Annotated in this window: 13 protein-coding genes; 7 read left to right on the top strand and 6 right to left on the bottom strand. The window is 62.5% G+C overall.

Annotated features, from left to right (window positions below; translation table 11 throughout):
* The first annotated feature begins 11 nt into the window (after positions 1–11).
* Genes ACO59D_RS09990 through ACO59D_RS09980 form a run of 3 tightly spaced genes read left to right on the top strand, consistent with a single transcriptional unit; the run spans position 12 to position 2,114 of the window.
* Entirely contained in the window at positions 12–827 is an 816-nt protein-coding gene (locus ACO59D_RS09990; protein WP_485126849.1) for a PfkB family carbohydrate kinase, read from the top strand.
* A 10-nt stretch (positions 828–837) separates the two neighbouring features.
* Positions 838–1,683 carry an amidohydrolase family protein gene (locus ACO59D_RS09985; RefSeq protein ID WP_485126848.1) on the top strand — a complete coding sequence of 282 codons (846 nt, stop codon included), beginning with the start codon at positions 838–840 and terminating at the stop codon, positions 1,681–1,683.
* Positions 1,684–1,685: 2 nt separating this feature from the next.
* A complete protein-coding gene (locus ACO59D_RS09980; RefSeq protein WP_485126847.1) occupies positions 1,686–2,114 on the top strand; it encodes a secondary thiamine-phosphate synthase enzyme YjbQ in 429 nt (142 codons plus the stop codon).
* 146 nt (positions 2,115–2,260) lie between these two features.
* Here the strand turns inward: ACO59D_RS09980 and ACO59D_RS09975 are convergent, their stop codons facing one another.
* Positions 2,261–2,425 carry a hypothetical protein gene (locus tag ACO59D_RS09975; RefSeq protein ID WP_485126846.1) on the bottom strand — a complete coding sequence of 55 codons (165 nt, stop codon included), beginning with the start codon at positions 2,423–2,425 and terminating at the stop codon, positions 2,261–2,263.
* Positions 2,422–2,571, bottom strand: a complete 150-nt coding sequence (locus ACO59D_RS09970; protein ID WP_165443669.1) for a hypothetical protein — start codon at positions 2,569–2,571, stop codon at positions 2,422–2,424. Before ACO59D_RS09970 ends, ACO59D_RS09975 begins: the two co-directional genes overlap by 4 nt.
* 7 nt (positions 2,572–2,578) lie before the next feature.
* On the opposite strand from ACO59D_RS09970, the gene ACO59D_RS09965 reads away from it, so the two are divergent.
* From ACO59D_RS09965 to ACO59D_RS09955, 3 genes are all read left to right on the top strand, one after another.
* The gene (locus ACO59D_RS09965) at positions 2,579–2,761 is read left to right on the top strand and encodes a UvrB/UvrC motif-containing protein (protein WP_371683394.1); all 183 of its coding nucleotides are present in this window, start codon (positions 2,579–2,581) and stop codon (positions 2,759–2,761) included.
* A gap of 101 nt (positions 2,762–2,862) precedes the next feature.
* On the top strand, positions 2,863–3,147 hold the full coding sequence (locus ACO59D_RS09960) for a PTS sugar transporter subunit IIB (RefSeq protein ID WP_485126845.1): 285 nt from the start codon (positions 2,863–2,865) through the stop codon (positions 3,145–3,147).
* Positions 3,148–3,172: 25 nt separating this feature from the next.
* A complete protein-coding gene (locus ACO59D_RS09955) occupies positions 3,173–3,565 on the top strand; it encodes a GtrA family protein (RefSeq protein WP_485126844.1) in 393 nt (130 codons plus the stop codon).
* Between the two features lie 24 nt (positions 3,566–3,589).
* Here the strand turns inward: ACO59D_RS09955 and ACO59D_RS09950 are convergent, their stop codons facing one another.
* From ACO59D_RS09950 to ACO59D_RS09940, 3 genes are all read right to left on the bottom strand, one after another.
* On the bottom strand, positions 3,590–5,272 hold the full coding sequence (locus tag ACO59D_RS09950) for an NAD(P)/FAD-dependent oxidoreductase (protein ID WP_485126843.1): 1,683 nt from the start codon (positions 5,270–5,272) through the stop codon (positions 3,590–3,592).
* A 1-nt stretch (position 5,273) separates the two neighbouring features.
* Positions 5,274–6,416, bottom strand: a complete 1,143-nt coding sequence (locus ACO59D_RS09945; RefSeq protein ID WP_485126842.1) for an aminoacetone oxidase family FAD-binding enzyme — start codon at positions 6,414–6,416, stop codon at positions 5,274–5,276.
* 99 nt (positions 6,417–6,515) lie between these two features.
* Positions 6,516–7,400 carry an Mrp/NBP35 family ATP-binding protein gene (locus tag ACO59D_RS09940; RefSeq protein ID WP_485126841.1) on the bottom strand — a complete coding sequence of 295 codons (885 nt, stop codon included), beginning with the start codon at positions 7,398–7,400 and terminating at the stop codon, positions 6,516–6,518.
* Between the two features lie 228 nt (positions 7,401–7,628).
* On the opposite strand from ACO59D_RS09940, the gene ACO59D_RS09935 reads away from it, so the two are divergent.
* Positions 7,629–10,937, top strand: a complete 3,309-nt coding sequence (locus tag ACO59D_RS09935) for an ABC transporter ATP-binding protein/permease (protein ID WP_485126840.1) — start codon at positions 7,629–7,631, stop codon at positions 10,935–10,937.
* Positions 10,938–10,941: 4 nt separating this feature from the next.
* Here ACO59D_RS09935 and ACO59D_RS09930 read toward each other — a convergent pair whose 3' ends face one another.
* Entirely contained in the window at positions 10,942–12,018 is a 1,077-nt protein-coding gene (locus ACO59D_RS09930; protein ID WP_485126839.1) for a sugar kinase, read from the bottom strand.
* Between the last annotated feature and the right edge of the window lie 415 nt (positions 12,019–12,433).

Genomic DNA, 12,433 nt, shown 5'->3' with positions numbered 1-12,433 from the left:
TGGAGGCAATCATGGAGCCGACGGATGTGAGGAGCGTCGTGGCGGTGGGATTCTGCTGCGCTGACGTGTACCAGGACCTTGGGAGGTTCTATCCAACGGGTAACGGCGTCGACTGGGGCGTCCACCTTTCGCGCATGGGCGTGCCCGTCTCGATCGTGAGCGTCGTCGGGACGGATGAGTACGGAGTGGGGATGCGAAAGGCCCTCGCGGGCGAGAAGATCGACATCTCTCACATGCGCGTCGAGGACGGCGATACCTGCGTGATGCTGATGGGCCTCAGGAACGGCGTCGACCGGGTGCACCTTAAGGAAGTCGAGGGCGTGATGGCGGGCTATGCGCTCACTCCGGAGGACGATGCCTTTGTGCGGTCGCACCAGATGTTCCATACGGATCTCTTCGGCAACGTGCTCGACCACCTAAAGCCTTGGCACGAAGCCGGAATCATGGGCGTGATGGACTTCTCGGTCTTCTCGGAAGACCCTGCCTACCACTGCGAGGACTACTTCCCCTACGTCGACTACGCCTTCATGAGCTACGACGGAGACGACATGGGCCACATCCGAGATTGGATACGCCATGTGCAGGGCTTTGGGCCGCGCATCGTGACCGCTACGATGGGGGAGCGGGGGTCACTCAGCTATGACGGCAGCCGCTACTACGAGGGAGGCATCGCCGTGCCGCCCAAGATCGTCAACACCGTCGGCGCGGGAGACTCCTATATCGCGGGCTTCACCTTCGGTCTCATAAACGGCTGGGACATACCCGCCTGCCAGCGCCGCGGTGCCGAGCTGGCAAGCCAGGCCATCACGAAGTTCGAACCCTACTAGGAGGCGTGCCGTGGCAATTGACGTCAACGTCCATCCGCTTCTGTACAAGTCGATCTACAGCGAGGATGACTTCGCATTCTGGGAGCGCGAGTTTGGCATGGGGCACATGGGTCCCATGGAGTACGACGAGGTGTTTGCTGAGCTTGACTACGGGGGCATCGAGAAGAGCGTGCTCCTCCCGCTTGACCTCACCACGACGGCAGGTGGCTGGATTGCTACGAACGAGCAGGTGGCAAGCATCGTCGCAGATTATCCGGACCGGTTCGTCGGGTTTGCGAGCGTGGATCCCAACCGCCCCGATGCGCCCGAGGTGCTCGAGCGCGCCTTCATGGAACTGGGTGCGCGTGGCCTGTCACTTCATCCTGCAAAACAGTGCTTCTGGATGACCGATGCCTGCACGGAGCCGCTCTTCGAGCTGTGCCAGAAGTACGATCGACCGATGATGGTAGACGCCGGACTCTCGTGGGAGCCGAACGCGCCTACGAAATACGGCCATCCCCTCGCTATAGAGGAGGCCATTATGAGCCATCCAAAGGTGTGCGTGTGTCTGTCGCACTTTGCGTGGCCGTGGGTGAGGGAGACGGTGATGCTGATGCTGAAGTACCCCAACTGCTACACGGAGTGCTCCGTGCTCTACCTGGACTCCCTGGAGGAGTCGATCGAGCGCCTCTTCAAGCGGGACATGGGACCGCGGTGGTTCCAACGCAGTCTGTTGCATCAGGTGATGTTCGGCAGTAACACGCCGCGCTTTCGGGCCTTCAAGCTGATACGCGCCGTCGATGCGCTGGGGCTTCCCGACTACGCGCGCGAGGCGCTTCTCACCGCGAACGCCCTCGAGTACCTGGGAGGCGAATAGCGATGGTTGTACTGAGGAAGCTCTCGTACCTCACGAGCGAACCCACGCAGCTCGTCAAGATCACGGAGGACGTGCGGCGCGAGGTTGAGGAGTCTGGCGTGGGCGAGGGGCTCGTTGCCGTGATGTCTGCGCACACCACCTGCGGCGTCGTCGTGAACGAGGGGCTGCCCTGCGTGGAGCGCGACCTGCAGGAGATGCTAGAGCGCATGGTCCCGCTGGACGTCCCGTATGCACACGCGCACTTCCTGCCAAGCTATGGGGCTACGGGCAATAACTCACAGGGACACCTCAAACAGACGCTCGTGGGCAACAATTGCATGTTCCCCGTAACTGAGGGGAATGCGCTCCTGGGCGGTGCCCAGGACGTGTACCTCGCCGAGTTCGATGGGCCGCAGCGTCGCATGGTGTACGTCGAGGTCATGGGCGAGTAGGCATCTGGAATGTCGATGACAGAACCGGTCTGCGAGTCTGCCATTTGCGACGTAAGGGGCTCAGGGTTCCTAAGGCGATATATTGCGAAGCGTATCTCGCTACGGAATCCCGTGCCCCTGTTCGTGGTGTATGAGCGGCTCCGCTTCTACCTCCTGCCCTCGTTCTTATCGCCCACGAGCCTCATGCGCACGATCCTGGCGACGCGCTTGGCCTGATAAGGCGTTATGGTCTTCATCTTGTCCTCGGCGGTGTACATGGTGGACGTCTCGGGTCCATCGCGCGAAAGGTGGCTCGCGTCGAACCGCCTCACACGAAGACGTCCTGTTCGTCCGTCTGGTAGGTCTTGGGGTCCGGCACGGAGCCGTTGCCGCGCCCAAACCTGGCCCTTCTGTCCTTGAACAGGTCGTTCCATTCAAGGGACTGTCCGATGAAGAGGACGACGTTCCTGCATGGCATATAGGCGGTGCTGGCCTCGGCGTCCGAGGCGATGGAGTACGAACAGGCCGCCCGCATTCGCGACCAGCTCGTCGAACTCAAGAGCCAGTTTGAGGGGACGAGCGAGGAGGAAGTCATGAAGCGGCTCAAGGCTGGTGCGAGAAAGGGAAGCACGCATGCCACGAGGCGCAAGTACCGCGGGAAGCACTAGCAAGTCCGAGGCCTAACGACGGGTCTGGAGTATGATGTGGACAGCAGGTTTGTGTTGTGTGGCGGTTGCGTGACGGGTTTCCAACCCACTGAGGAGGCATCATGGCTGCAAGGATTGTTGTTGCGTGTGGTTCCGGGGTCGCAACCTCTGCGACCGTGGCCTACAAGGTCAAGAAGCTGCTGGCTGACGAGGGGATCGTCGCGGACGTTGAGGCGGTTGCCGTCTCCGACCTCGACAAGGCTCTCAAGGATGCGGACGCATACGTTGCCGTGGTCCGCCCCGAGCGTGAGTTCGACGTCCCCGTCTTTAACGGCGTCGCGTTCCTCACCGGCATGAACCAGGACGAGGAGCTCAAGCGCCTTGCCGATGCGGTTAGGGACAAGTAAGAAACCGTAGGGCATCTGCGGGGATATGCGCGAGGCGCTCAGACAGCTCATCTCATACGCGCTTTTTGGGTGCGTCTGCTCGACCGTCGACATGCTCGTCTTTCTCGCCCTTACGTCGGCGAGCGGCTGGAATCCGCTCGCCGCGAACGTGGCGAGCGTGACCGCCGGCCTTACGTTGAGCTTTTTTCTCAACCGGCGGCACACCTTCCATGTGACGGACAGGCCGGCACGGCGCTACATGGTCTTCATCGGCGTGGGACTCTGCGGCATGGGCGTGCAGGAGTTGGTCATCGGCGCCTTCACCAACTGCGCTCCCGCGCCCTTCTCCACGTCGCTCGTGGCGAAGCTTGTCGCCCTCGTGTCAGCGGGGCTTATGCAGTTCTTGCTCAACAGGAGGGTGACGTTTGGGCAGAGGTAGCGTGTGCGATACGGTTATTCCCTCCTAGCGGTGTAGCCCCTCTGCTACGTCGGTGACAACGGCCTCGGCCACGCGCAGGCCGTCGGTGGCCGCGCTCATGATGCCTCCCGCATAGCCGGCACCCTCGCCAACAGGCCAGAGCCCGCGGACGCCCACGCTTTGCAGGTCGTCACCTCGCGTCACGCGCACAGGAGAGCTCGACCTTGTCTCCACGCCGGTAAGCACGGCGTCCGGTCGGTCGAACCCGCGGAGCTTGCGCCCCATCTCGGGGACGGCGGCGCGCAGGGTTTCGGTGATGTAGGAGGGGAGGCAGGTTGAGACGTCTCCCCAGGCAACGCCCCGAGGATAGGTTGGCTCGATGCCCCCTGCCGCAGGGGACGGCCTGCCATGCAGAAAGTCTCCCACGAGCTGCGCTGGGGCAACGAAGGCGCCGCCGCCGGCCTCGAACGCTGTCCGCTCGCACGCGCGCTGCAGCTCAATGCCGGCAAGGACGTCGTCACCGGGGAGGTCCTCCGGGAACACGTTGGCAAGCAGGCCCGAGTTCGCGTTGTCGCCCGCACGGTCGGAGTAGCTCATGCCGTTGGTGACAACGCCGCCCTGCTCACTCGCGGCAGAGACCACATATCCGCCAGGGCACATACAGAACGAGAAGGCCGAGCGTCCCGAGGGCAGGTGCACGGCAAGGCTGTACGGTGCGGCACCCAGCGTGGGGTTGCCTGCCGATGGTCCGTAGAGCGCTCGGTCAATGTCTGCCTGGAGATGCTCGATGCGCACGCCCATCGCGAAGGTCTTGCGCTCCATGGGAACCTCGCGCACGCGCAGCAGCTCGAAGATGTCGCGGGCCGAGTGCCCACACGCCAGTACCGCCCTCGAGCACGGCACGCGCTCCTCGGTGACAATCCCGGTCTCCGGATCCTCGGAGCGCAGCGTCACCGCGCGTACGCGCCCGTCACCTATCTCAAGGTCGACCAGGCGGCAACGGCACCGCACGGTACCGCCCGCCTCCTCGACCATCTCGATGATGTGGGTCACCACGCCAGGAAGGACGTCGCTTCCAATGTGGGGCTTCGCGTCCCAGAGGATGCGCTGCTGGGCACCGGCCTCCGCAAAGGTCCTGAGCACCAGCCGATGGAAGGGGCTCTTCGTGCCCGTCTGCAGCTTTCCGTCGGAGAAGGTCCCGGCTCCGCCAACGCCAAACTGAATGTTGCTCTCGGGGTCAAGCTGGCCCGTCTCGTTATGATGGCGAACTGCCTGCGCGCGCCGCGCGACGCCGTCGCCACGCTCAACGAGGAGGGGTGCCAGTCCGGCACGCGCAAGCGAGAGTGCGCAGAAGAGGCCGGCGCACCCCGCGCCCACAACAACGATGGGGCCTTGGTCGCGTGGCGTGCGGTCGAGCGGCGCAGGGAATTCCTTGTCGGCGGCGTCAACCATATGCACCCCGTTTGCCTTGCGAGCAGAAGAGAGCCTCTCGAGAAGGGCCCTCTCTGCCGCCACTCCGCCAGGAAGCTCCGCACGCAGGGTGAAGACGAGCTGGACGTCGCCCTTTTTCCTCGCATCGACGGAGCGCTTGCGCCGCGTGACGTGGACAAGCTCCTCTGGACGCAGGCGCAGATGGCGGGCGAGCGCCTTGCGGAGGACGGCCAGCTCACGGACGTCTGTGCCGTCCAGCTGCGAGAGCGACACACGTATACCGGACACCTCTATCACGCTAGTCCCTCCGCACGAAGTGGGCAGCCGAAGTGCCTGCCACCATGCCGCTCTTCCACGCCCACGCGAGGTTGTAGCCCCCGCAGGCCCCGTCTACGTCCACAGCCTCACCGCAGGCAAACGCCCCGGGCACGTCTTGGCAGCAAAGCGTTGTGGGATCAAGCGCGTCAACGTCGATGCCACCTGCCATGACCTGCGCGCGCTTCTCGTCTGCAGTACCGGTGACAGTAAGCTCGACCGCCTTTGCCCGCGCCACCACATCCTCCGCGTGTGAGCTGCCGTGCTGTGCGAGCTGGGCAGCAAGCGCATCGTCGAGAAGCCCTGCCGTGCCTCCGCGTGAGGCAAGCTCGTGGGCGGTGTGCTCATCGACCTCAGGCAACAGGTCGAGCACCAGCTTGTCTCCCGGCAGTGCAGTGCGTGAGAGGTCAAAGCTTACGATGCCCGAGATCCCATAGGGCCTGAAGAGAAGCTCGCCGGCCTCCCGCGCAACCGTCACCCCATCCCGCGCAAGGACCGCCGAGACGCGCGTGCGCCGTCCGTCGAGCGCAGCGAAGGCGAGTCCCTCGCACGCAAGCGGGCAGAGCACAGGCCGTGCGGGCACCCGGGGAAGCCCCAAGGAGCCGGCAAGCGAGCCATCGTCGCCTCCCGTGGCAATCACGACCGTACGTGCGGCAAGCGTCTCTTTCCTACCGCCTTCGAAGACGGGCAGCAGCTCAAGTCGGAAACCGCCATCCGTCCACGCAACGCCGGTTGCCTCACGCCCGCACGCCAGTAGAGCGCCGGCCTTGAGGGCACGCGCGAGAAGCACCTCTCGCACAGAAGCCGCCTCGCGAGTCACTGGGTAGAGCCTGCCGCCTTCTTCCTCGGCCACGGCCAGCCCACATGCCGAGAAGAAGCCAAGCACGTCCTCGAGGAAGCTCGTCCCTGAGACAGCGGACACAAACCGCGGATGCCGGTATCTCTCGACCGAGAGGCTCGCATTCGCAAGGTTGCAGCGGCCACCGCCGGTGGCGAGGATGCTGCGCCCGCACTCGAGCCCGCGCTCGATGGCAACCACCTGCGCACCTGCCTCGGCAGCTGCGATGGAGGCCACGAGGCCAGCGGCACCGGCCCCGACAACAGCCACGTCTACCTGGCTGGGCATCGCGAGCCCCCGCGCTCGTGCGACAAGCTCGCGCTCCCGCGCAAGGCGCGATGACCCACGGCCCGTATGCGGTGCGCTTCTCGGCCGAGAGGACATGCGCTACTCCGTTGCCCCCGATGACGCCTTTGCGTCATCGGGCTCGCAGGCGGAGGTCACAGCCTGGACGGCCTTGGACAAGAAGTCCTGCGGCAGCTCGTCCTCGAGCGTGCCGTGGTCGCATGCGGCGGCCAGGGTGGGGTCGATGGGCAGCTCGCCCAGTGCGTCGATGCCGTACTCGTCGGACGTCTGCGAGAGGCGGCTGGGCCCGTATGGCCAGATCTTCTCGCCGCAGTGTGGGCAGGTGACGTAGGCCATGTTCTCGACCAGGCCAAGCACGGGCACGTGCATCATGGACGCCATGTTGAACGCCTTGCCCACGACCATCTGCACAAGGTCCTGCGGCGAGGAGACCACCACAACGCCCTCGATGGGCAGCGACTGGAACACGGTGAGCGGCACGTCACCGGTTCCCGGGGGCATGTCGACGAGAAGGTAGTCCAGCTCGCCCCAGGCGCACTCCTCGAAGAACTGCCTCAAGGCGCCAGCAATGACAGGGCCGCGCCACACGATGGGGTCGGTCTCGTTCTCGAGGACGAGGTTGGCGCTCATGATCTTGATGCCGCCCTTGGTGGCGGCGGGAATCAGCATGTCGTCCACGGCGGTGGCGCGCTTCCCGGCAAGACCCAGCATCTTAGGGATTGAGGGGCCGGTAATGTCTGCGTCCAGAATGCCCACGCGCGCACCGGCACGTACGAGCGCGATGGCAAGGCCGCCGCAGACAAACGACTTGCCCACGCCGCCCTTGCCAGAGATAACCCCAATTACGTGGTGAATCTTGGTGTACTCGTTCTGCTTGAAGCCGGCTGGGCCCTGTGTCGCCTTCGAGTGGCCGTGCAGGACTTCGTCCATCTCCTGCCTGATCTTCTCTTCGTTGGCGTCTGCCATGGTGTTCCTCTCCGTCTCGCCGCCGAGCGGCGCGTGTGTTGCACGCTCAATTCTACCCAAGGGCGCAGCATGCGAGAGGGTCACGGGATGGCCGCTCGCCGGCGGGCGTCGCGTCGTGGCGTTCAAACTTGGTCTCGCTTTCGTGGACGGAGGGCTTTGGGTGTGATCCCGAAAGGCCGCCTTGGGTAAGCTGGAAAGAGCCAAGGCAGCCCAACTGACAGGAACCGCATGCTCGAACTCAGGGACATCTCCAAGAAGTACGTGACGGGGAACTTCACGCAGGTGGCGCTTGACCACGTGAGCGTGGCCTTTAGGGACTCGGAGTTCGTGGCGGTTCTCGGCCCCTCGGGCTCGGGCAAGACCACGATGCTCAACGTCGTGGGCGGCCTTGACCACTTTGACTCCGGAGACCTTCTCGTCGACGGCATCTCTACGCAGCGCTTTCGCGACCGTGACTGGGACGCCTACCGCAACAATCGCATCGGATTCGTGTTCCAGAGCTACAACCTCATCCCACACCAGACCGTCCTTGCAAACGTCGAGCTGGCGCTCACACTCTCCGGCGTCTCTCGCTCGGAACGCCGTGAGCGTGCCCTCAAGGCGCTTGCCGACGTGGGCCTGGCAGACCATGTGGACAAGAGGCCGGCGCAACTCTCCGGCGGGCAGATGCAGCGCGTGGCCATCGCTCGCGCTCTCATCAACGATCCCGAGATCCTTCTCGCCGATGAGCCCACAGGAGCTCTTGACTCGACCACATCCGTGCAGGTCATGGACCTTCTCAAAGAGGTCTCGCGCGAGCGGCTCGTCGTGATGGTCACTCACAACCCAGACCTTGCTCGACGGTACGCCACGCGCATCGTCGAGCTGCGCGACGGCCACATCACGAGCGATTCCGCGCCCTTCGAGCTTGGGCCGGAGGAGGAGCGACGCCCTGCTAAGCCCACGCGCAAGACCTCGATGTCATTCCTTACCGCCATGGGCCTCTCGTTCAACAACCTCATGACCAAGAAGGGCCGCACGATCATGACAGCGTTCGCGGGGTCGATTGGCATTATCGGCATCGCCGCGATCCTCTCGCTTGCAAACGGTGTCAACAACTACATCAACTCGGTGGAGGAGGAGACCCTCTCGGCCTACCCGGTCCAGATATCCGAGCAGAGCGTGGACATGGCGTCGATGCTCTCCTCGGCGAGCGCGGACAAGAGTGATGCCTCCGACGATGGCGGTGCTGATACGGGTGACGGGACGGTGAGCACGGCGCCCATGATTTCGAACATGGCGGCAAGCGTCGGGTCAAACGACACCGCGTCACTCAAGGGGTACCTGGATGGCAATGGTGGTGACATTGAAAGCCAGGTCTCGGCGATTGACTACAAGTATGATGTCACACCCCAGATCTTTCTCGCAGATACCTCCGAGGGCGTTGTCCAAGTGAATCCGGAGTCAGCCTTCTCGTCGCTTGGCATGGGCTCCGGCTCCTCTTCCTTGGGGATGTCGACCGATGTGTTCTCCCAGCTTCCTGGCACGCTGTCGCTCTTCGAGGACCAGTACGACGTGAAGGCAGGCCGTTGGCCCGAGACGGCCGACGAGCTGGTGCTCGTGCTTGACTCCAAGGGGAGGCTGCTCGACCTTCTCGCCTACGACATGGGCCTTCGTGACCACAGCGAGCTCGAGACGATGGTGAGCGAGTTTGTCTCGGGGGAGGCTGTGGAGGATGCCGACGCCTCGGCAACCTATACCACAGACCAGCTTATGTCGCCGACGTTCTCGCTGGTCAACGCCAGCGACATGTATTCCTACGAGCAAAGTCTGGGCGTGTGGTCCGACCGCTCCGACGACGAGGAATACATGAGGTCGCTGGTTGAGAATGGCACCAAACTCCACATCGTGGGCGTTGTGCAGCCCAAGGAGTCCAGCCGCGCGCACACGCTCTCCTCGGGCATCTACTACACCAAGGCGCTGACCGAGCAGGTCATCTCTGACGCCGCGCAGTCGCAGATCGTCCAGGACCAGATTGCCAATCCCGATGTGGACGTCTTCACCGGTGAGACCTTTGCCGACGAGGCGGCGGGCAACACGGACAGCATCGACTTCTCCTCGTTCATCACCATCGATGGGACCAAGTTCCAATCGGCCTTCTCGTTTGACAGCGCGGCACTTGCGGCAAGCGCCTCTAGCCTTGACCTCTCGGGGCTCGACCTCTCCCCCATGGACCTCTCGTCTATCACTGTGCCCGCGATGGACCCCTCGGAGCTGCAACTTGACTCGCCCGACTTGCCGCAGCTGAGTGCCGATGACCTCAGGCAGGTCTTCCCCGACCTCACGGAAGGCCAGGTCAGAGAGGCACTCTCGGGCGTGAGCGTCAAGTTCAGGGACGGTGGGCAGGAGCGCCTTGCCGAGGCCCTTACCCAGGTGGCGCAGGGATGGGTGGCTTGGCAGCAGGAGAACCCCAGCGGGAGCGTTGCGGACTACCTCGCCTCGGATGCGGTGAGCGAGAAGATCCGCACCGCCGTGGTGGATTCCATCGACACCGACGACCTCAAGCAGCAGCTTGCCGAGGCCGTGGGCAAGCTTGCAGGCTCCGGCGCGACTACGCCTGAGGGCGTCACGACAGACGTCGTGAACAAGGTGGTCGCACTCTACCAGGAGAAGGTTGCGGACAGCCTCACCACGGCAATCACGTCGGCGGTGAGCCAGTACGTGCAATCTGCCATGGCGCAGGTCATGACCCAGGCGGCCATCCAGATCGAAGCGGGCCTCGAGGATGCGCTCACGGCCTCCATGGAGAGCTTCATGGGTAACATGGCAAGTGCGATGCAGGTAGACGAGTCGAAGCTGGCAAGTGCGTTCCAGTTCAACCTTACCGAGGACGACCTCAAGGCCATCATGAGCTCGCTTCTGGGCTCTGGCAGCGCGACCTACGACGGCAACCTGAGCAAGCTGGGGTACAGTGACCTGGACAAGCCCTCAGAGATTGACATCTACCCCACAGACTTTACCGCCAAGGACAAAGTCATCTCGATCCTCAACGACTACAACGACATGCAGAGGCAAGCAGGGGAGGAAGACAAGGTCGTGACCTGGTCCGACATGGTTGGCACCATGATGAGCTCAGTCTCGGACATCCTCAACATGGTGACTGCCATGCTTGTGGCGTTTGTGTCCATTTCGCTTGTCGTCTCGTCGATCATGATCGGCATCATCACATACATCTCGGTGCTCGAGCGCAAGAAGGAGATTGGCATCCTACGCTCGATTGGTGCGAGCAAGCTCAACATCTCTGAGGTGTTCAACGCCGAGACCATCATCGAGGGGCTGGTGGCAGGTGTAATGGGTATTGGCATTACGCTGATGCTGCTCATACCTGCCAACTCCATCATCGAGAACAACTTCGACGTGTCCAACCTCGCGCAGCTCCCACCCCAGGCAGCGGTGGGGCTCATCGCGATATCCGTGGCGCTCACCTTTATCGCGGGGCTTATCCCTGCGGCCAAGGCGTCGCGCGAGGACCCGGTCGAGGCGCTGAGGAGCGAATAGGGGCCTACTGGCGAATTGATGGCTGAGCGGTATCTGCCAGGAGGCTTGCGAGCTCGGTTTCGGTTGCGAAGCAGAGGTCTCCTGCCACAGTGGCCTTGTAGGCGCTGGCCATGGTCGCATAATCGATGCAGAACTGCGGGTCCCATTTGCAGCTCTGTGCGTGAACCATGCTTGCAGCAAAAATGGTCCCGCTGCTGGAGAGGTCTGTTACCGCAGCCCTCTGTGTCTTTGAGAGATACTCTCCATCACGGGTGAGAAGTGCGCCTCGGAAGCTGCCAAAGTCATAGCGGTCGCTCTGCCTTACGACAAAACAAGCTTCATGGAGCGGATAATCAAGGAGAAGACCCTTGAACACCGAGAGGCAGTAGTCAAAGGTCTCGTTCTTCGGAATGTTGGCGCTCGTTATTGAGAGTATGTCATCTTCAGACGCAATGAGTTCGTCAATGTTTGGGAGAAGCTGGTGCATACGTTCCATAGCGACGCTTGGCTCCAGCATTGTGCTGCGGTAATTTAGGTCGCACACTACATGGATTCCGCGACCTCGGCAGGCGTACAAGCCTTCTTTGCACGCAGCGAACATCTCCTCTGAAATGGCAGGTGTCACACCGGAGAAGAATAGCAAGTCGACGCCGTTGAGCATGCGATCCCAGTTGAAATCGGTGCGCGAAGCCATGGCCATGGCAGTGCCGCTGCGGTCATACGTGACAATGGAAGGCCTAATTGAGCGCCCACGCTCGGAATAGTAGAGGCCCATTCGTTCGCTCGACCTAATGACGCGTGATGTGTCTACTCCACAGCGAGCAAGCATCATGAGGGAGTTTGTCCCTAGACGATTTGCAGATACCTTCGAAGCAAAAGCAACGCTTTCCCCTTGGGAGGCCAGCGAGGCGGCCACAACTGCCTCGCTGCCGCCATAGGTGACTTCGAGTGCATGGGCATCCTCGAGGCGTTCGTAGCCCATGGTCGCCAGTCTTATGAGGGGCTCGCCAAAGCAAAGAATATTCAACCGAGAACTCCTTGTTGACGTGATGATAGTCGTGGTGGCCACAATCCCTATGAGCACGCTGACGGCTTTTGCCATGTCTGCTGTCCCTTCGTTTCCGCCACACCAAAGCGTATGCACTGGCTTGGTGGAGGGGATAGGTGCCCACGCAAGAATTGTGAGAACAGTGCAGGTCTCATCGCCTAAAAGGCAGGAGCGGGGAGACTGAAAAGATAGTAACACGGCAATTGCATCAAAGGCGATGGGGGAGAAGGAGGGTTTCCACAGGATGTGCGCTTCCCCCCGCGCCCTTCTTCAGGAAACCGCCAACGCAAGACGCCAAGGCAGGTAGCAGGAGCAAATGACGGTACCCCGAACAGTGCTTCCTCCATCAGTACCGAGGCTTTCTGACATGGGTTACCTTCTTCGGCCGAATCTTCTTGCAGAAGGCCACGCCCTCCTCTACTCTTCCGCAGTAGCTTAGCTTGACCCACAATCCAGATTCCTGCTCCCA

Source organism: Tractidigestivibacter sp., from assembly GCF_057241865.1.
This window is presented reverse-complemented; position numbering and strand designations above follow the sequence as displayed.

Excerpts from the sequence above, each read along its gene's own strand:
- ACO59D_RS09990 (WP_485126849.1), top strand. The coding sequence starts at position 12 with ATGGAGCCGACGGATGTGAGGAGCGTCGTGGCGGTGGGATTCTGCTGC.
- ACO59D_RS09970 (WP_165443669.1), bottom strand. The coding sequence starts at position 2,571 with ATGCCATGCAGGAACGTCGTCCTCTTCATCGGACAGTCCCTTGAATGG.
- ACO59D_RS09935 (WP_485126840.1), top strand. The coding sequence starts at position 7,629 with ATGCTCGAACTCAGGGACATCTCCAAGAAGTACGTGACGGGGAACTTC.
- ACO59D_RS09955 (WP_485126844.1), top strand. The coding sequence starts at position 3,173 with ATGCGCGAGGCGCTCAGACAGCTCATCTCATACGCGCTTTTTGGGTGC.
- ACO59D_RS09945 (WP_485126842.1), bottom strand. The coding sequence starts at position 6,416 with ATGCCCAGCCAGGTAGACGTGGCTGTTGTCGGGGCCGGTGCCGCTGGC.
- ACO59D_RS09960 (WP_485126845.1), top strand. The coding sequence starts at position 2,863 with ATGGCTGCAAGGATTGTTGTTGCGTGTGGTTCCGGGGTCGCAACCTCT.
- ACO59D_RS09940 (WP_485126841.1), bottom strand. The coding sequence starts at position 7,400 with ATGGCAGACGCCAACGAAGAGAAGATCAGGCAGGAGATGGACGAAGTC.
- ACO59D_RS09930 (WP_485126839.1), bottom strand. The coding sequence starts at position 12,018 with ATGGCAAAAGCCGTCAGCGTGCTCATAGGGATTGTGGCCACCACGACT.
- ACO59D_RS09980 (WP_485126847.1), top strand. The coding sequence starts at position 1,686 with ATGGTTGTACTGAGGAAGCTCTCGTACCTCACGAGCGAACCCACGCAG.